We start from the raw sequence: 17,742 nt of genomic DNA, 5'->3' as shown, positions 1-17,742 counted from the left end.
GCAGCTTCGTCATCGATGCCGCTGAAAGGCCCGATCTTGATTATGCCGCAGGCCTTCACCATTTCATCACAGCCAGGTCCGCACCCTATTGCGGCCCCGATTACGAGGATATGACATGAACGCGCGCGTACTTGACGGCGAAATCATCACCAGCAGGCTCGAAGATATCAGGGCCTATGAGGGCGTGCGCTCTCGGCGCATCTTTGCCTTCATCATCGACTATTGCATCGTCGCGCTGCTGACCATTCCGTTCGCGATCCTGGTGTTCCTGTTTGGGCTACTGACGCTCGGTCTCGGCTGGATGCTGTTCTCAATCCTCGTGCCGGCTGTCGCCATCCTCTACATTTGGAACACGCTGGGCAGCATCGACCAGGCCACGACGGGCATGAAGATGATGGGCATCCGGCTCGACCGCCTCGACGGCACCCGCATCGACGGGCTTACCGCCGTCGTGCATTCGGTGCTGTTCTGGGCCGGCAACGTCATGCTGACGCCGCTCGTGCTTCTGGTGACCCTGTTTTCCGACCGCAAACGCACTCTGCACGATCTGCTGCTCGGCACGGTGGTCAGCCGCAGCGACCGTTGAAACAGCTTTTTGCGAGTCCCGGGAGCCGCTTTTGCATAAATGTGAAGGCGTCCGGTCAACCAAGCGTCTATAATCCTGTTGAATTTTTCGCCGTCCGCGCCAAAGGTAGGACGATTCGCAGGAGTGTTTCCAAGGCTCGATGACGCAGCACCCGACCCAGTCGCCGCAGTTCTTCCTGACCGCGCCGTCGCCGTGCCCGTATCTTGAGGGCCAGTTCGAGCGCAAGGTGTTCACGCATCTGGTCGGCGACAAGGCGCCGGAGATGAACGACCTGCTGACGCAAGGCGGGTTCCGGCGCTCGCAGAACATCGCCTACCGGCCGGCCTGCGAGACCTGCCGAGCCTGCGTCTCGGTGCGCATCCTGGCGCAGGAATTCACCGCCAGCCGCAACATGAAGCGGGTGATCCAGCACAATTCCGATCTCGTCGGCGCCATGCACGACGCGCAACCGTCGACTGAGCAGTACTCGCTGTTCCGCAGCTACCTCGACGCCCGCCACCGCCGTGGCGGCATGTCCGACATGACGGTGCTCGACTACGCCATGATGGTTGAGGACACCCATGTCGACACCAAGGTCATCGAATATCGCCGACGCGGCCCCGACACTTTCATCACCGGCAAGGGCCAGGGCGAGCTGATCGCCGTGGCGCTGACCGACAAGATGGCCGACGGCCTGTCGATGGTCTATTCCTACTTCAATCCCGACTTCGAGGACCGTTCGCTCGGCACCTTTATGATCCTCGACCACATCGCCCGCGCCAGAGCCATGGGCCTGCCCCATGTCTATCTCGGCTACTGGGTCAACGGCTCGCGCAAGATGAACTATAAGATGCGCTTCATGCCGCAGGAGCATCTCGGCCCGAAAGGCTGGGAGCGCTACGACCACGAAGCGGTTTCGCGCTGATTTTTTCCTTCGCTGTTCATCCTTAGACTGTTTCAAGGGGATGCCGCTGGTCTTCCGGTCAATCGACTGGAAACAGACGCTGGGCCGGTTTACGGCTGCCTCAAATTCATTGAGAGAACTGCCCGCATGTCGGCCCACCACGACCACCAGAAAGGCCTTCTCATCACCGCCATAGGCGGGCTGGCGCTGACTTTCGACATTCCGCTGATCCGGCTCGCCGACGGCGGCGCCTGGACAATCCTCTTGCTGCGCACCGGCACAACTTTCCTCGCAGCGCTGGTCATCTGGGCCGTCTGGCGCTCGCTGAGCAAGGACGCGCCGCAGCTCATCCCCGGCTGGTCGGGGCTGATGGTCGCCGCGCTCTACGGGCTGGGCTCGATCTGCTTCGTCACCGGCGTCTTCAACACCTCGACCGCCAACCTTGTCTTCATCCTCGCCTTCACCACCATGTTTTCAGCCCTGCTGTCATGGCTGTTCCTGAAGGAGCGGCCGCGGCCGATCACGCTCGCCGCTCTCGCCCTGATGATCGTCGGCGTCGCCATCATCGTCGGCGATTCGATCGGCACCGGGCATCTGTTCGGCGACCTGATGGCGCTGTGTGCGGCGTTCATGATTGCCGCCGCCATCACCATCTCGCGCGCCAGCGGCAAGGACATGGGTTTTACCGCGCTGATCGGTGTCATCCTGCCCTGTGCCGTCGCCGCGTTCATGGTCTCGAGAACCGGTGTTCAGGTGAACGCGCCGTGGTGGATCATCTTCAACGGCGCCGTCATCATGCCGATTTCGTTCTTCTGCCTCGCCAACGGCCCGAAATACATTTCCGGCCCGGAAGTGGCGATGTTCTATCTGCTGGAAACCGTGCTGGCGCCGGTCTGGGTGTGGGTGATCTTTGCCGAGACGCCGTCGCGCAACAGTCTGATCGGCGGCGCCATCCTCATCGTCACGCTGGTCGCCCATTCGCTGTGGCAATTGCATGAGGGGCGCAAGCGCCGCGCCACGCTTGCCGTGAGTCACCCGGCTTAGAGCGCGGACAGCGGTCGTTCCAGAGCTGTCGCGATGCAAGTGCGATCAACGCGTTGCCGTATCTGAAAAAGGCTCTGCAACGATCTGGTATTCGTCCTCGTAAACGACATATCCCAGACGGGAACTCTTCATGACATCGACATGATGCCCATGGAGCGCAAGGAGCGCCGCGAGGTCATAGGCCCTTGCCAAATGTTCCGCTGCCGTTGGCTTGAACCAGCTTAATCCTTGGGTCGTCTGTTTCCGGTAAAAACCTTTCGATCTTGAGAGATTGAAACGTGGCGGTATCGCTAGGTTCTGTCGAAACCAGGCAAGACTATCTTCCAGCCGATCCAACGTGTGTTGATCGACATCCGTTTGCCCTCGCAATTCGTAGGCAGCGCCAAAAAAACCTTCGCGCGCCTGCGTTCCCGCGATGGTTTTTGACCGAACAAATCGCAAAAACATGCGCAGGATACTCCCCAAACGCGACGTCACGTGACCTACGTTTTGATCCTGACGATCATGCCCTGGCCTTTTTCTCGGCAACAATTTCGATCTGCGGTGGACCACCCGCCGGCTCCTCGGGCGCAACGACGGCAAGTTCGTCCACCAGTTCCACCTCGCGCAACCATTCGCGCCAGATCGCGACCAGCAGCGCCATCAGCACCGGGCCGATGAACAGGCCGAGAAAGCCCATCGTCTTGACGCCGCCGATCAGACCGAAAAAGGTCGGCAGGAAGGGTAGCTTGATCGGCCCGCCGACCAGCTTCGGACGCAATGTTTTGTCGACGATGAACAGCTCGACCGCGCCCCAGATGAACAGCGCCAGCCCGGCCATCGGCGAACCGCTGGCGGCGAGGTAGATCGACACCAGGGTGAACGAGAGCGGGGCGCCGCCGGGAATCAGCGCCATGACGCCGGTCAGCGCGCCGAGCGTCACCGGCGACGGCACGCCGGCCAGCCAATAGGCGATGCCCAGCACCAGCCCCTCGCCGATGGCGATGACGGTCATGCCGGTGACGGTCGAGGAGATCGTTGCCGGCACCACACGCGAAATCCGCTCCCACCGCGTCGGCAGGATGCGCTCGCCGAGACGGTCGACCTGGCCCGCGAAATGCTCGCCGTCGCGATAGGCGAAGAACAGCGCGATCATCATGAACAGCAGCGTCAGCAACAGGCCGAAGGCGCTGCCGCCGGCGGCCAGCACGCCGCGATAGATGCTGCCGATATTGGCGCCGCTGATCAACTGGATCAGCTCGCCGATGCCGCCGGGATGGCCGATATTGGTCGTCCACTGATCGTTCAGCCACTCGCCCACTACCGGCAGTGTCGCTATCCAGTGCAGCGTCACCGCGCCGTGCCGGTTGGTCTCGATCGCCCAACCGACCCATTCGCGGACCTCGTTGATGGCATAGGTGCCGGCAAGTGCGATCGGCACCACCAGGAAGGTGAGAATGAACAGGATCGCCAGGGTGGCGGCAATGGTGCGATTGCCACCAACACCGGCGAGCAGCCGCCGATAGAGCGGCCAGCTGGCGAAGGCGATGACCAGAGCGGCCAATACCGGGAACAGGAAGCCATGGAAGAAATAGACGCCGGCGGCAACAATCAGCACCAGCAGCCAGCGCGCCGCCGACAGCGGCGGGATGACGGCGGACCGAACCGGCGTCGACAGGCCGAACAGGCGCTGATGCCGCTCCGGTTTCTGGATTTCAGCCTGCTTCAAACGCCCATCTCTTCCCTGCCATCTCAGCGTTTATGCACTGTTATAGTGCCGCAATCGTGACGATAGTCCAAATGCGTGGGAATCTCCCCCCTCGAGGGGGAGATGGCCGGCAGGCCAGAGGGGGTCGCCGCGCGTGAAGCGCTAGCCTCTCCTGCCGGCAAAGGGGTGTCGCGTCTGGACGTACCGACCCCCTCTGTCGCCTTCGGCGACATCTCCCCCTCGAGGGGGAGATACCTACCCAAATTTCCCCGTCCTCGGGAATCCCTTCGGCACCATGCGCCCTGCCGAAGCGCGAGCCCCGATCCACTCCGCCAGTTCCTCTCGCGATCTGGTGAAGGTGCGGTCGGCCGAATCTTGCCACGACAGGCCGCTCTCCAGCACGAAAGGCTTGAGGTCGAGCACGCCGCCATCCTTGTATTTCTGCAGGCGAACGCCCTTGCCGCGGCCCATTTCCGGGATCTCGGAGAGCGCGAACACCAGCATCTTGCGGTTCTCGCCGACAATGGCGAGATGATCGCCGGTGACCGGCACGCAGCGCTTGGCCTCGTCGGGCGCCTTGACGTTCATCACCTGCTTGCCCTTGCGGGTGTTGGCGATGACCTCTTCCTCCGGCACGACAAAGCCGTTGGCGTCGTGCGACACCAGGAGCAGCTTGCGCTTGGGATCGTGGATAAAAGCGGTGACGATGTCCTGGTCGTTGTCCATGTCGACAATGATGCGGATCGGCTCGCCATGGCCGCGGCCGCCCGGCAGCCGGTCGGCGCCGATGGTGTAGAACTTGCCGCCGGTGGTAAACACCAGCACCTTGTCGGTGGTCTGGGCATGGAAAGCGAGCTTGAGGCTGTCGCCCTCCTTGAAGGTCAAGGTGGAATGATCGGTCAGGTGACCTTTCATCGCCCTGAGCCAGCCCTTTTCCGAGACCACCACGGTGACCGGCTCGCGCTCAATCATGGCGTGCGCGATGTCGGTCAAATCGTGTTCGGGCGCGTCGGCGAACTGGGTGCGGCGCTTGCCGAGATCGGTCTCCGGTCCGAATTTGTCGCGGATGCTGGTGACTTCCCACTTGATCGTCGACCACTGCTTGGCGTCGGAGGCAAGCAGCGCCTCGATCTGCTTCTTCTCGGTGGAGAGGCCGTCGAATTCCTTGCGGATCTCGAATTCCTCCAGCTTGCGCAAGGCGCGCAGCCGCATGTTGAGGATGGCTTCGGCCTGGGTGTCGGTGAGCGACCAGCGCGCCATCATCACTTGCTTGGGCTCATCCTCCTCGCGGATGATCCTGATCACCTCGTCGATGTTGAGGTAGGCGATCAGATAGCCGGCGAGGATCTCGAGGCGTCTTTCGATCTCGCCAAGGCGATGCTTCGAGCGGCGGACCAGCACCTCGCGGCGGTGCTCCAGCCATTCCCTGAGCACGCCCTTCAGCGACAAGACGTTGGGCACCTTGCCGCGCGACAGCACGTTCATGTTGAGCGGGAAACGGCTTTCGAGCTCGGTCAGCTTGAACAGCGATTCCATCAGGATGCCGGGATCGACCGAGCGGCTCTTTGGCACCAGCACGACGCGGATGTCTTCGGCACTTTCGTCGCGGATATCTTCCAGCAGCGGCAATTTGCGCGCCATCAACAGCTCGGCGATCTTCTCGATCAGCCGGGCCTTCTGGACGCCATAGGGGATTTCGGTGACGACGATGCTCCAGGTGCCCCTGCCCTGGTCCTCCTGGCTCCATTTCGCCCTGACGCGAAAACCGCCGCGGCCGGTTTCGTAGGCTTCGAGGATCGAAGCGCGGCTGTCGACGATGATGCCGCCGGTCGGGAAGTCCGGTCCCTGGACGAAATCCATCAGCTTGGTCACCGGTGCATCCGGATGCTCGATCAGATGCAAGGCAGCATCGCAAAGCTCGGCGGCGTTGTGCGGCGGGATCGAAGTCGCCATGCCAACAGCAATGCCGGACGAGCCGTTGGCGAGCAGGTTCGGGAAGGCGCCCGGTAGGACGACCGGCTCTTCGTCCTCCTCATTGTAGGTCGGCCGGTAGTCGACCGCGTCCTCGGTGATGCCGGCAAGCAGCTCGGTCGCCACATCGGTCATGCGCGCTTCGGTGTAACGCATGGCGGCGGCGTTATCGCCGTCGATGTTGCCGAAATTGCCTTGCCCGTCGACCAAGGGGTAGCGCATCGAAAAATCTTGCGCCAACCGCACCAGCGCGTCGTAGATCGACTGGTCGCCATGCGGATGGAACTTGCCCATCACCTCGCCGACGATGCGGGCGCATTTGGCAAAGCCCTGGTCGGGGTTGAGCCGCAGCAGCCGCATGGCATGCATGATGCGGCGATGCACCGGCTTCAGCCCGTCGCGCACATCCGGCAGCGCCCGGTGCATGATGGTCGACAGCGCATAGGCGAGATAGCGCTCTTCCAGCGCCTTCTTCAGGTCGACCGGTTCGATATGATCGCCGCCGCCATCTTGAGGCGGCAAAAGCCTTTTTCCCATGGGCTGGGACTAGCCGAGCGGGTGATTCGCGGCAAGCCGCCGGTGTGGGAATCCGCGTTGGCGCGACCCTGGACGGTCTATGAGCCCACATTCCGGCAATGGGAGCACCGCCATTGACCGCGCTGTGTGATGGATTTCACTGAATTGCCGGCGCGAGAACTCCAATTTGCCGACCTTGTGCAACAGCATCGGAAGCGGTGCGGGGGCCTGCCAACATCAATCTGTTACACGCGCTGTCTAAGGCATGTCGCGACGACGCATGGACCCGATCTTCATGACAAATTCACCGCATCACGCAAAGGCTGGCGATCGGGTTTGCGTTTCGCCGTGATTTTCGGCCATTCTAATGGACAAATGCCTTTATCCGGTCCAGTTCGTCACGGAATGGTGACGACGCAACGAATGAAACCATTCTTTCAAGGACATCTCAGGGGACTTGCAATGACAATCCAACGCTCATTTTACAAACTCGCTTTTTCGACCTTTCTGCTGACGTTGCCGCTGAATGCGGCCCTTGCGCAGAACACGGCGGTCGCCGACCGGCTCAAGGCTCTGGCTGCCGCCCAGGGCATGGACATCTCCTGGACCGGCGTGACCGGTGACGACTCCAATTTGGTGCTGCAGGGCGTGACCGTGAAGCCGGCGGCAGAAAAGGAAGCGCTGCCGATCGGCGACGTCAAACTTGAAGGCGTGACCGAGGCCAATGGCGGCTACGATATCGGAACCGTCTCGACCTCCGCGTTCACGCACAGCAAGGATGGCGTCACGCTCGATCTCAGCCCCTTCGTGATCCACGACATGAACGTTCCGGCCGAGGGCGCCACGGGCCCGATGGGTTCGATGATGATGTACAAGTCGGCCGAACTCGCCAACATGACGGTGAAGGTCGCTGACAAGACGGCCTTCTCGATGGACGGGCTCGCCGTCGAAATTACCCCGCCGGCCGACGGCAAGGCGATGGAGTTTTCCTTGACGACGGAAAAATTCAACGGCGACCTCACCCTCGTCGACGATGCCCAGTCCAAGGCAGTGATCGAAGCGCTCGGCTACCAGAACATATCAGGCAATATCGAAATGGCCGGCACCTGGCAGCCCGCGGACGGCAAGATGGAATTGTCGAAATACGACATGTCCGTCGACAATGCCGGTACGCTCGGCATGACTTTCGATATCGGCGGCTACACGCTCGATTTCGTCAAGTCGATGCAGGAGATGCAGAAAAAGATGGCGGCACAGCCCGAAGGCGCCGACAATTCGGCGCAAGGCATGGCCATGCTCGGCCTGTTGCAGCAGCTTTCGTTCAACGGCGCCTCGATCCGCTTCGACGACGATTCGCTGACCGGCAAGCTGCTGGACTATTTCGGCAAGCAACAGGGCATGTCCGGCAAGGACATTGCCAACCAGGCCAAGGCGATCGTGCCCTTCGGCATGGCGCAGCTCAACAATCCCGAGCTGACGGCTGAAGTGTCGGCCGCCGTAAACAAATATCTCGACGATCCGCAGAGCCTCGAGATTTCGGCAGAGCCGCCGGCATCGGTGCCGTTCGCGCTGATCATGGCCGGCGGCATGTCCAACCCGTACGACCTGCCGAAGACGCTCGGCGTCCACGTCAAGGCGAACGAAGACTGATAAACGCGCTTTCAAATACAAAAAGCCCGGCAGCGATGCCGGGCTTTTTTGTGGGTCGATTCTCGAATCGAAAGAACCGGTTGAGCCAGGTTCTTAAACCTCTTTCTTCGTCACCGCGACGCGCAGCGACAAGTCGCGAAGCTGCTGCGGGCTCGCTTCCGACGGCGCGTTCATCAGCAAGTCGTAGGCCTGCTGGTTCATCGGGAACATGGTGATTTCGCGCAGGTTCTTGGCCCCGACCAGCAGCATGACAACGCGGTCGACACCCGCCGCCATGCCGCCATGCGGAGGCGCGCCGTACTGGAAGGCACGATAGAGACCGCCGAAGCGTTCCTCGACCGTCGCACGGTCCAGCCCGACCGTCTCGAAAGCCTTGACCATGGTTTCCGGCAGATGGTTGCGGATACCGCCGGAGGCGATCTCGAAGCCGTTGCAGACCATGTCGTACTGGAACGCCTTGATGCCGAGCAGATCCTCGCCGTTGAGCGCGTCGATGCCGCCCTGCGGCATCGAGAACGGATTGTGGGCGAAATCGATCTTCTTCTCGTCCTCATTCCATTCGAAGAACGGGAAGTCGACGATCCAGCACAGTTCAAAACGCTCGCGGTCGACAAGGTTCAGCTCCTCGCCGGCCCGCGTGCGCGCAGCGCCGGCGAAGGACACGAACTTCTTCGGATCGCCGGCAACAAAGAAGGCGGCGTCGCCGTCGGCGAGGCCGAGCTGGAGGCGGATCGCTTCGGTGCGCTCCTCGCCGATGTTCTTGGCCAGCGGTCCGGCGCCTTCGAGCTTTTCGCCCTCCTTGCGCCAGAAGATGTAGCCCAGTCCCGGCTGACCCTCGCCTTGCGCCCAGGAATTCATACGGTCGCAGAAGGCGCGTGAACCACCGGTCCTGGCCGGGATGGCCCAGATTTCGGCCTTCGGGTCGTTGGCCAGGATGTTGGCGAACACCTTGAATCCGGACTCGCGGAAATGATCGGAGACAGCCTGCATCTCGATCGGGTTGCGCAGGTCCGGCTTGTCGGAGCCGTATTTGCGCATCGCCACGTCATAAGGAATGCGCTGGAAGTTCTGCGTCACCGGCTTGCCGTTGGCAAAAGTCTCGAAGACGCCGCGCATCACCGGCTCCATGGTCGACAGCACATCATCCTGCTCGACGAAGCTCATCTCCAGATCGAGCTGGTAGAATTCGCCGGGCAATCGGTCGGCGCGCGGGTCCTCGTCGCGGAAACATGGGGCGATCTGAAAATAGCGGTCGAAGCCCGACACCATGATCAATTGCTTGTACTGCTGCGGCGCCTGCGGCAGCGCGTAGAAGGTGCCGGGATGGATGCGCGACGGCACCAGGAAGTCGCGCGCGCCCTCGGGCGATGAAGCGGTCAGGATCGGCGTCGAAAATTCGGTGAAGCCGACCTCGCCCATGCGCTTGCGCATCTCGGCGATGATCCTGGTGCGCGCCACGATGTTCTTGTGCAGCGTCTCGCGGCGCAAATCGAGGAAGCGGTATTTGAGGCGGATGTCCTCGGGATAATCCGGTTCGCCGAACACCGGCAGTGGCAATTCCTTGGCCGCTGACAGCACTTCGATCTCGCGCGCGAAAATCTCGATCTCGCCGGTTGGCAGATTGGCATTCGCGGTCTCGGCCAAACGTGCCTTGACCTCGCCGTCGACGCGGATGACCCACTCGCCGCGCACGGTCTCGGCGATCTTGAAAGCCGGCGAATCCGGGTCGGCGACGATCTGGGTCAGGCCGTAGTGGTCGCGCAGGTCGATGAACAGCAGGCCGCCATGGTCGCGCACGCGATGCACCCAGCCCGACAGGCGAACGGAAGCGCCGACGTCGCTCTTTCGCAATTGGGCACAGGTATGGCTGCGGTAACGATGCATTGTCATAGGGATTAAGTCCGGATGCTGGGGTTGCGGGCCGACGGCCCGGCTCGAAATTTGCGCGAAAAGCGCATGAGAGCCCAGCTTTGTCAAGGCAAGCGGGTGCGGGCGCTGCCTGTTCAGGCGAAGTGGATTTCGGCGCCCTGCCGTTCGAAATCCGCGAGGATCGCTGCCGGCGCGGTCTTTTCAACCACCAGATGGCGGATCGCTTCAGGCCCAGTGACGCGGTAGGGCGCGGCGGTGGCCAGCTTGTCGTTGGTGACGGCGATGACGATGCCGGCGCTGTTCCTGGCCATGGCCCGCTTCACTTCGGCCTCTGCCGAATCGAAAGCGGTGACGCCGCGTGAGGCATCGAGACCGCAGGAGCCCAGGAAAAACAGATCGGCGCCAAGCTGGGCGACGGCCGCCAGCGTATCGCCGCCGACACAGGTTCCAAGGTCGCGATCGAACCTGCCGCCCAGCACGATCAGTTCGACCAGGGGATGATCGGACAATGCCGAAGCAACACTGAGCGAATTGGTGGCTATGGTCAGATCGAGGTCGCGCGGAATGGCCCTGGCGATCGCGGCATTGGTGGTGCCGCCATCGATGAACAGGCTCTGCCCGCTGGAAAGCAGCGCCACCGCCGCGCTCGCCAGCCGCATCTTCTCCTCGACCGCATGGCCACCGCGCTGGCCGACCGGCGCCGCGGCGAAGGGCGCCGGAGCGACCGCGCCGCCATAGACGCGGCGGCACTGCCCGGCCTTTGCCAGCTCCCTCAGGTCGCGGCGGACCGTGTCTTCCGAAACGCCGAACCGGGTTGCCAGCTCGCCGGCCAATACCCTGCCCTGCGCCGCAAGCCGGTCGCGGATGAGCTGATGCCGTTCATCGGTGAGCATTGCATGATCCTGTTTCTTTATGCACGTTCTTGCATGTTTTGCACGTTTATGCAAGAAGCGAGGCGCGCCTGCAGTTGGACAAGCCAACTGACGGCCCCCTCCTTCGTTGAAAGCATTGCGATGATTTTTGACCTCAGCCTCGCCCCTCAACACCGGGTTTATGCCGGGTTTGCGATCTATTCGTTTGGCATGGGCAACATCTTTCCGCGACTGCCTGACATCAAGCACGCCATGGACATCCAGGACGGCACGCTGGGGCTCAGCCTGATCGGCACGCCGATCGGCACCTTGACCGCGCTCACCCTGGCGGCGCCGATACTGGAGCGCGTCGGCTTCCGCCGCGCGCTGCTCGGGCTGGTTCCGCTGCTGACGGTGGCCTATGCGATCGCGGTGCACGCACCGGGGCCTGTCTCCCTGTTCCTCATGCTGTTTCCGGTCGGGCTGATGATCGGCAGCATTGAGATCATGCTCAATGTCGAGGCCGACAGGACGGAATTCCTGGTCAAGCGCCGGATCATGAACCGGGCACATTCGTTCTGGAGCATCGGCTTCTTCGGCGCTGGCCTGTTCGGCGCGGCACTCGCGCATCTCGGCGTCTCGCCGCAATTGCACCTGGCGATGGTCGTGCCGATGGTAGCAATATCGACGGCGCTGTTTCTCGGTGGTTACCAGCCTGCGCCAAGCCGCTTTGCCGGCAATGGCGACGAGCCTCCCATGCGGGCACCCACGCTGGCACGGCCGACGCTGCCGATCCTTGTCCTCGTTGCGGTGACGCTGTCGGCAATGCTGATGGAAGGCGCCAGCATGGACTGGTCGGCGATCTATATGCGCACCGTGTTCGAATCGGGGCCGTTCGTCGCCGGGTTCACGGTGGCGCTGTTTGCATTCTCGCAAGCAACCACGCGCTTTTTCGCCGACAGCTTCGTCGAACGCCACTCGCCAAGCGGCGTGGCGCGCGTGCTGTTGGCGAGCATGGCGGCGGGCGTGCTGCTGGTCTTCCTGTCGCCTGCCCCATTCCTGTCCATGCTGGGCTTTGCCCTTCTGGGCATCGGCAGCAGCGCGCTCTTTCCGCTGGCGATTTCCGCGGCCGCCCAGCGAACGGATCGCCCCGCGGCAATCAATGTCGCGGCGCTGTCGCAGATCTCCTTCGTCGCCTTCCTGCTCGGTCCGCCGCTGCTCGGCTTCGTCTCGGAGCATTGGGGCATCCGGTCGGCCTTTGCCATCGGCATCCCGTTCATCGCGCTCAGCCTGCTGACCGCCGGATCGCTTGGCCGACGGGCGCCGTCGGACAAGCCTGAGGCGCCGTCGAGCGAGGCGCCCGACCCGGCCCGGCGGAAAATGTCGGCGCAGGCCAGCGAGGCATGAACGGCTCTCACTGCTAAAAGCACAGGTCGTCGCAACAAGACGCCCTGTTGGCGGATAAGCCGCTGGCAATGGCCGCACCGATGGTTCAGAAAAGCATAGCCATCCAACCGCGGTCCTCCATGTCCTCGATCCGCCCGCTGATCCCGCTCCTTCTCGCCGCCGGCATCCTGCTTGGCGGCAATGGGCTGCAGAGCACGTTGATCGCGCTGCGCGGCGCGCAGGAAGGCTTTCCGGCCTCATCCATCGGCCTCATGGGCACCTTCTATTTCGCCGGCTTCCTGCTCGGCTGCCTCGCCGTCACCCGCATCATGAAGGCGGTCGGCCATGTGCGTGCCTTCGCGGCGCTGGCCGCGATCGCCTCCGCCGGCACGCTGCTTCTGGTGCTGGTCATCGATCCGGTGATGTGGTGCGCGGTGCGTTTTGCCGGCGGCTTCTGCTTTGCCGGTTTGTTCACCATCATGGAAGCCTGGCTCAATTCCGGAGTCACCAACAAGGATCGCGCACGGGTTCTGGCCATCTACCGCATGGTCGACATCGGCTCGGTGACCGGCGCGCAGTTCCTTATCCCGATCTTTGGCGCCGGCGGTTTTGCCATCTTCGCCATCATGTCGATCATGATCACTTTGTCGCTGGTGCCTGTCTCGCTCGGCGACCGTTCCAACCCTGCGCCACCCGAAGAGGTCAAGCTCGATCTGGCGCGCGTCTGGCGGATTTCGCCGCTCGGCTGCTTCGGCTGCATCGCCGTCGGCGTCACCAACAGCGCCTTTCGCACGCTGTCGCCGGTCTATGCCGAACAGATCGGCATGTCGGTCGCCGATGTCGTCACCTTCGTCAGTGTCGGCATTTTCGGTGGCGCCATCATCCAGTATCCGCTCGGCTATCTCTCCGACCGCTGGGACCGACGCCGGGTGCTCTTGATCACCACCTGCTGCGCCATGTTTGCCGCGCTGGCGCTGGTGTTCGTGGCGGGCACCAACCCGACGCTGAACTTTATCATCATCTTCATCTTCGGCTGTTTTGCCATGCCGCTCTATTCGCTTTCGGCGGCGCATTCCAACGACCGCGCCGACAAGGGCGAGTTCGTGCTGATCAACGCGGCCTTGATGCTCTTTTATTCCTTTGGCGCCATTGGCGGCCCGTTTGCCGCTTCGACGGCGATGCAATATTTCGGGCCAAGCGCGCTGTTCGTGTTCAGCGCCACCGTCTACGCTGTCTTCATCGTCGTCATCCTCTACCGCATGCAGGTGCGCTCCGGCGTGCCGGCAGGCAAACGCAGCCGGTTCATCGCGCTTTTGCGCACATCGACGGTTTTCGCCCGGCTGGCGAGGCGCAGCGGCGATTCCGACGGGTCCGCTGAGCCCTGATAAAGGGGCTGCGGCTTGACGAAAGCCCGCGCGGCTGAAATTGAAAGAGACCGTACCCTTGCCAAAAGCGATTTGATGCACGTCATCACCACCCAGAATGAACTTGAGACCGTTCTCGCCGCGTTCGAAAAGTCGGAGTTCGTCACCGTCGACACCGAATTCATTCGCGAAACGACCTTCTGGCCGATTCTCTGCCTGATCCAGATGGCGGCGCCGGGCGTGACGGCGCTGATCGATCCGCTGTCGCCCGACATCGACCTGAAGCCATTCTTCAAGCTGATGGCCAATGAGGCGGTGGTCAAAGTCTTCCACGCGGCGCGCCAGGACATCGAAATCATCGTCCATCTCGGCGATCTCGTTCCGCATCCGGTGTTCGACACCCAAGTGGCGGCGATGGTGTGCGGCTTCGGCGACAGTGTCTCCTACGACCAGCTGGTGCAGCGGATCACCGGGGCGCGGCTCGACAAATCCTCGCGTTTCACCGACTGGCGCCATCGGCCGTTGTCCGACAAGCAGCTCGACTACGCGCTGGCCGACGTCACCCATCTGATCGATGTCTACCAGCACCTCAGCGCCGAACTGGTGCGGGAAAACCGCGCCCATTGGCTGAACGAAGAGATGGAGGTGCTGACCTCCCGCGAAACCTACGATCCGCATCCCGAGGATGCCTGGAAGCGGCTGAAGATGCGGCTGCGCAAGCCGCAGGAGCTGGCGATCGTGCAAGCGGTGGCCGCCTGGCGTGAGCGCGAGGCACGCGAACGCGATGTGCCGCGCGGCCGGGTGCTGAAGGACGACGCCATCTACGAAATCGCCCAGCAGGCGCCGCGCGATGCGGCCGCACTTGGCAAGCTGCGCACCACGCCGAAGGGCTGGGAACGCTCGTCGACAGCAACGACGCTGCTTGGCGTGACCGCCACGGCGCTTGCTTTGCCCAGAGAAGAGATGCCGAAGCTGCCGAAGAGTTTTCAGCCGCCGGAAGGTTCAAGTGCTGCAGCCGAACTGCTGAAAGTGCTGCTGCGCATCGTCGCCGAAAAGGAAGGCGTCGCCTCGAAGGTGTTGGCCTCCAGTGACGATATCGACCGCATCGCCGCCGAGGGCGAGGCCGCCGACGTGCCGGCGCTGCAGGGCTGGCGGCGCGCCGTGTTCGGGGACGCGGCGCTCAAGCTGGTGCGCGGCGAGATCGGCATCAAGTTCGACAAGCGCAGAATAGCGGTGTTCGACCTCTAGACGCCGTGACCCCGCTCCGCTCGGCGGAGCGACCCTCCCCACAAGGAGGAGGGTAAACAACTTCCCTACACCGCTCCGAGCAGGTGCAGTGCGAACCAGATCCATGCCAGCAACAGAATCACCGCGCCCACGTAGAAGGCGCGGCTGCGAAAGCGCAGATTGTTGCTGGTGAGATGGACCCAGGCGTGGGCATAGCGCGAGATCACGAAGATCCACATCAGCGTCAAGGTCAGGTAGTTGACGCCGTTGGTCACGTGCAACGTCAGGCATAGCACGTAGAAAAGCACCGGCAGCTCGAACTGGTTGATGAGATTGTTGGCGACGGTGACGCTGGACGCCGGCTCGGTGGTGCGCACCTTGTATTGACCAACCCTGGCCTCGCCTGATCTGACCGCGCCGTAACGGCGCCGGGCCATCACGCCATAGACGAGATAGATCAGCAGAACCTGCGCCAGCATCGGCCAGAAGATCGCAGTCTGGTTCACAAGCTGTTCCCTGCCCCGTTAGATTATTTTGCTCACGCCTGACGCCGGCGCTGGCCGGCCAGCGTGAAGGCCGCAATGACGATCGCCGGCACCGCCAGAAGCGCGAATTTGGTGACGATCAGCGACGAGGCGAAAGACAGCGAATCCGGATTGGCCGACAGGAAATCGGACAAAAGCCGCGCAACCGCGATGTTCTGCGCGTAGTCGGCAAGCGTATAGGGCAGCACCAGCACCAGTGCGACCAGCGATTGTAGCTGCGTCGACAAGGCGCGAAAATTCGTCAGCCGCCGCCCGGTGGCGAGAATCAGGCTGACCATGGTCACCGACAGCAGCGCCGGGAACAAAAGGTCAAAAGTCAGATAATGCCAGACCAGGATGATCTCGCTGCCGCGCCGGCCGAGCGCCGTCAGCCAGGCCATGCCCTCGTCCGGGGTGAAGCCGGCAAAGCGCAGGTCGAGCGACGGCAGCCCACCGCTCAGGCTGCGGAAATAGAAGAACTCCATCGCCGTCATGGCGATGAAAACCGCCGCTGAGACCACGCAGAGTGCGGCAGCATGGCGCGACAGCCGCAGGATCATGGCCGTCAGGCCGCGCCAGAGCGCATACTGATCGGGCTGATCAGGCTCCGCCGGGATAGTTCGGGCTTTCGCGGGTAATCGTGACGTCATGGGCGTGGCTTTCACGAAGTCCGGCATTGGATATGCGTACAAAGGTGGCGCGTTCGCGAAAATCTGCAAGGTCGCGGCCACCGACATAACCCATAGCGGCTTTCAGGCCGCCTGCAAGCTGGTGCAGCACGCCAGACACAGGTCCTTTGTAGGGAACCTGCCCTTCAATGCCTTCCGGGACCAGTTTCAGCGTGTCGCGCACCTCGGCCTGGAAGTAGCGATCGGCCGAGCCGCGGGCCATTGCCCCGACCGAACCCATGCCGCGGTAGGCCTTGAAAGAGCGGCCCTGGTGCAAATAGACCTCGCCCGGGCTTTCATCGGTGCCGGCCAGCAGCGACCCGATCATGGCAGCACTCGCGCCGGCGGCGAGCGCCTTGGCGAGATCGCCGGAAAATTTGATGCCGCCATCGGCGATGACCGAGACACCCGATTTGTGCGCGGTCTCGACCGCCGACATGATCGCCGACAGCTGCGGCACGCCGACACCGGCGACGATGCGGGTGGTGCAGATCGAGCCAGGGCCGATGCCGACCTTGACGGCGTCGGCGCCGGCGTCGATCAGCGCCAGTGTGCCTTCTGCCGTGGCGACGTTGCCGGCCAGGATGCGCACCGAATTGGAGAGTTTCTTGGCCCGCGTCACCGCGTCCAGCACGCGCTGCGAATGGCCGTGTGCTGTGTCGATGACCAGAAGATCGACGCCGGCATCGATCAGGCGCTCGGCGCGCTCGAAACCGTCATCGCCGACGCTGGTGGCGGCAGCAGCGCGCAGGCGGCCCTGCGCGTCCTTGGTGGCGTGCGGGTTGAGCTGCGACTTCTCGATGTCCTTGACGGTGATCAGGCCGACGCAATTGCCGTCCTTGTCGACAACGACCAGCTTTTCGATGCGGTGCTGGTGCAAGAGCCGCTTGGCCTCGTCCTGGTCGACGTTTTCCTTGACCGTGATCAGGTTCTCACGGGTCATCAGCTCGTAGACTTTCTGCGTCGGGTCCGAGGCAAAGCGGACGTCGCGGTTGGTCAGGATGCCGATCAGCCGGCCAACCTTCTGGCCGCCTGAGCCGCCATTCTCGACCACCGGAATGCCTGAGATCGAGTAGGTGCGCATCAGGCCGAGCGCGTCGGCGAGCGTGGCTTCAGGGCCGATGGTGACGGGATTGACCACCATGCCCGATTCGAACTTCTTGACCTGCCGCACCTGCTCGGCCTGTTCGGCCGGCGAGAAATTGCGGTGGATGACGCCAATGCCGCCGGCCTGGGCCATGGCGATGGCCAGCCGCGCCTCGGTGACGGTGTCCATGGCGGCCGACAGGATCGGCACGTTGAGGTCGATGTCGCCAGCGATGCGGGTGCGGATATCGGTTTCACCGGGCATGACCTCGGAATGACCGGGCTGCAGCAGCACGTCGTCAAAGGTCAGCGCCAGCGCGCCGGTGGACGTTTCGATGATTTTTGCCATGGCCAGTCCTCGGAATACAGAAAAAGCGCTTGACCAGAATGGACAGCGCCGACTCGTCTTCTTCCCTTTCAGGATTGGCGC

15 protein-coding genes are annotated in these 17,742 nt (G+C 62.8%); 7 read left to right on the top strand and 8 right to left on the bottom strand.

Annotated features, from left to right (window positions below; translation table 11 throughout):
• The first annotated feature begins 115 nt into the window (after positions 1-115).
• The 3 genes from AC1D0N_RS07500 (at position 116) to AC1D0N_RS07490 (ending at position 2,513) form a co-directional block, all read left to right on the top strand.
• Positions 116-586 (top strand): RDD family protein, encoded by a 471-nt coding sequence (locus tag AC1D0N_RS07500; RefSeq protein WP_477242795.1) that lies wholly within the window; start codon positions 116-118, stop codon positions 584-586.
• Positions 587-725: 139 nt separating this feature from the next.
• A complete protein-coding gene (locus AC1D0N_RS07495) occupies positions 726-1,490 on the top strand; it encodes an arginyltransferase (protein WP_107647332.1) in 765 nt (254 codons plus the stop codon).
• 126 nt (positions 1,491-1,616) lie between these two features.
• Positions 1,617-2,513, top strand: a complete 897-nt coding sequence (locus AC1D0N_RS07490; RefSeq protein ID WP_477242794.1) for a DMT family transporter — start codon at positions 1,617-1,619, stop codon at positions 2,511-2,513.
• A gap of 45 nt (positions 2,514-2,558) precedes the next feature.
• On the opposite strand, the gene AC1D0N_RS07485 is transcribed toward AC1D0N_RS07490, so the two are convergent.
• The 3 genes from AC1D0N_RS07485 to parC all read right to left on the bottom strand — a co-directional run bounded on the left by AC1D0N_RS07485 (position 2,559) and on the right by parC (position 6,708).
• Positions 2,559-2,960, bottom strand: a complete 402-nt coding sequence (locus tag AC1D0N_RS07485) for a hypothetical protein (RefSeq protein ID WP_477242793.1) — start codon at positions 2,958-2,960, stop codon at positions 2,559-2,561.
• A gap of 55 nt (positions 2,961-3,015) precedes the next feature.
• On the bottom strand, positions 3,016-4,221 hold the full coding sequence (locus AC1D0N_RS07480) for an AI-2E family transporter (RefSeq protein WP_477242792.1): 1,206 nt from the start codon (positions 4,219-4,221) through the stop codon (positions 3,016-3,018).
• Between the two features lie 234 nt (positions 4,222-4,455).
• A complete protein-coding gene (gene parC / locus AC1D0N_RS07475) occupies positions 4,456-6,708 on the bottom strand; it encodes a DNA topoisomerase IV subunit A (RefSeq protein ID WP_477242791.1) in 2,253 nt (750 codons plus the stop codon).
• Between the two features lie 441 nt (positions 6,709-7,149).
• On the opposite strand from parC, the gene AC1D0N_RS07470 reads away from it, so the two are divergent.
• Positions 7,150-8,337 (top strand): hypothetical protein, encoded by a 1,188-nt coding sequence (locus tag AC1D0N_RS07470; protein ID WP_477242790.1) that lies wholly within the window; start codon positions 7,150-7,152, stop codon positions 8,335-8,337.
• 93 nt (positions 8,338-8,430) lie between these two features.
• Here AC1D0N_RS07470 and aspS read toward each other — a convergent pair whose 3' ends face one another.
• Together aspS and AC1D0N_RS07460 are read right to left on the bottom strand one after the other, a co-directional pair.
• Positions 8,431-10,227, bottom strand: a complete 1,797-nt coding sequence (gene aspS / locus AC1D0N_RS07465) for an aspartate--tRNA ligase (RefSeq protein WP_477242789.1) — start codon at positions 10,225-10,227, stop codon at positions 8,431-8,433.
• Positions 10,228-10,340: 113 nt separating this feature from the next.
• Entirely contained in the window at positions 10,341-11,099 is a 759-nt protein-coding gene (locus AC1D0N_RS07460; protein ID WP_477242788.1) for a DeoR/GlpR family DNA-binding transcription regulator, read from the bottom strand.
• A 120-nt stretch (positions 11,100-11,219) separates the two neighbouring features.
• Here AC1D0N_RS07460 and AC1D0N_RS07455 point away from each other — a divergent pair, with 120 nt between their 5' ends.
• From AC1D0N_RS07455 to rnd, 3 genes are all read left to right on the top strand, one after another.
• On the top strand, positions 11,220-12,464 hold the full coding sequence (locus tag AC1D0N_RS07455) for an MFS transporter (protein WP_477242787.1): 1,245 nt from the start codon (positions 11,220-11,222) through the stop codon (positions 12,462-12,464).
• Between the two features lie 119 nt (positions 12,465-12,583).
• On the top strand, positions 12,584-13,828 hold the full coding sequence (locus AC1D0N_RS07450) for an MFS transporter (RefSeq protein WP_477242786.1): 1,245 nt from the start codon (positions 12,584-12,586) through the stop codon (positions 13,826-13,828).
• Between the two features lie 75 nt (positions 13,829-13,903).
• Positions 13,904-15,055: a ribonuclease D gene (rnd, locus tag AC1D0N_RS07445; RefSeq protein ID WP_477243113.1), complete on the top strand. Its 1,152-nt coding sequence runs from the start codon at positions 13,904-13,906 to the stop codon at positions 15,053-15,055.
• 65 nt (positions 15,056-15,120) lie between these two features.
• Here rnd and AC1D0N_RS07440 read toward each other — a convergent pair whose 3' ends face one another.
• Genes AC1D0N_RS07440 through guaB form a run of 3 tightly spaced genes read right to left on the bottom strand, consistent with a single transcriptional unit; the run spans position 15,121 to position 17,661 of the window.
• Positions 15,121-15,540, bottom strand: a complete 420-nt coding sequence (locus tag AC1D0N_RS07440; protein ID WP_477242785.1) for an MAPEG family protein — start codon at positions 15,538-15,540, stop codon at positions 15,121-15,123.
• 32 nt (positions 15,541-15,572) lie between these two features.
• Complete coding sequence (locus AC1D0N_RS07435) at positions 15,573-16,208, bottom strand: hypothetical protein (RefSeq protein ID WP_477242784.1); 636 nt, start codon at positions 16,206-16,208, stop codon at positions 15,573-15,575.
• Entirely contained in the window at positions 16,159-17,661 is a 1,503-nt protein-coding gene (gene guaB, locus AC1D0N_RS07430; RefSeq protein ID WP_477242783.1) for an IMP dehydrogenase, read from the bottom strand. Before guaB ends, AC1D0N_RS07435 begins: the two co-directional genes overlap by 50 nt.
• Positions 17,662-17,742 lie beyond the last annotated feature (81 nt).

It is taken from the genome of Mesorhizobium sp. P2_E10, from assembly GCF_056404235.1.
Note: the sequence above shows the minus strand (reverse complement) of the source record. Positions and strands in the feature narration are given on the sequence as shown.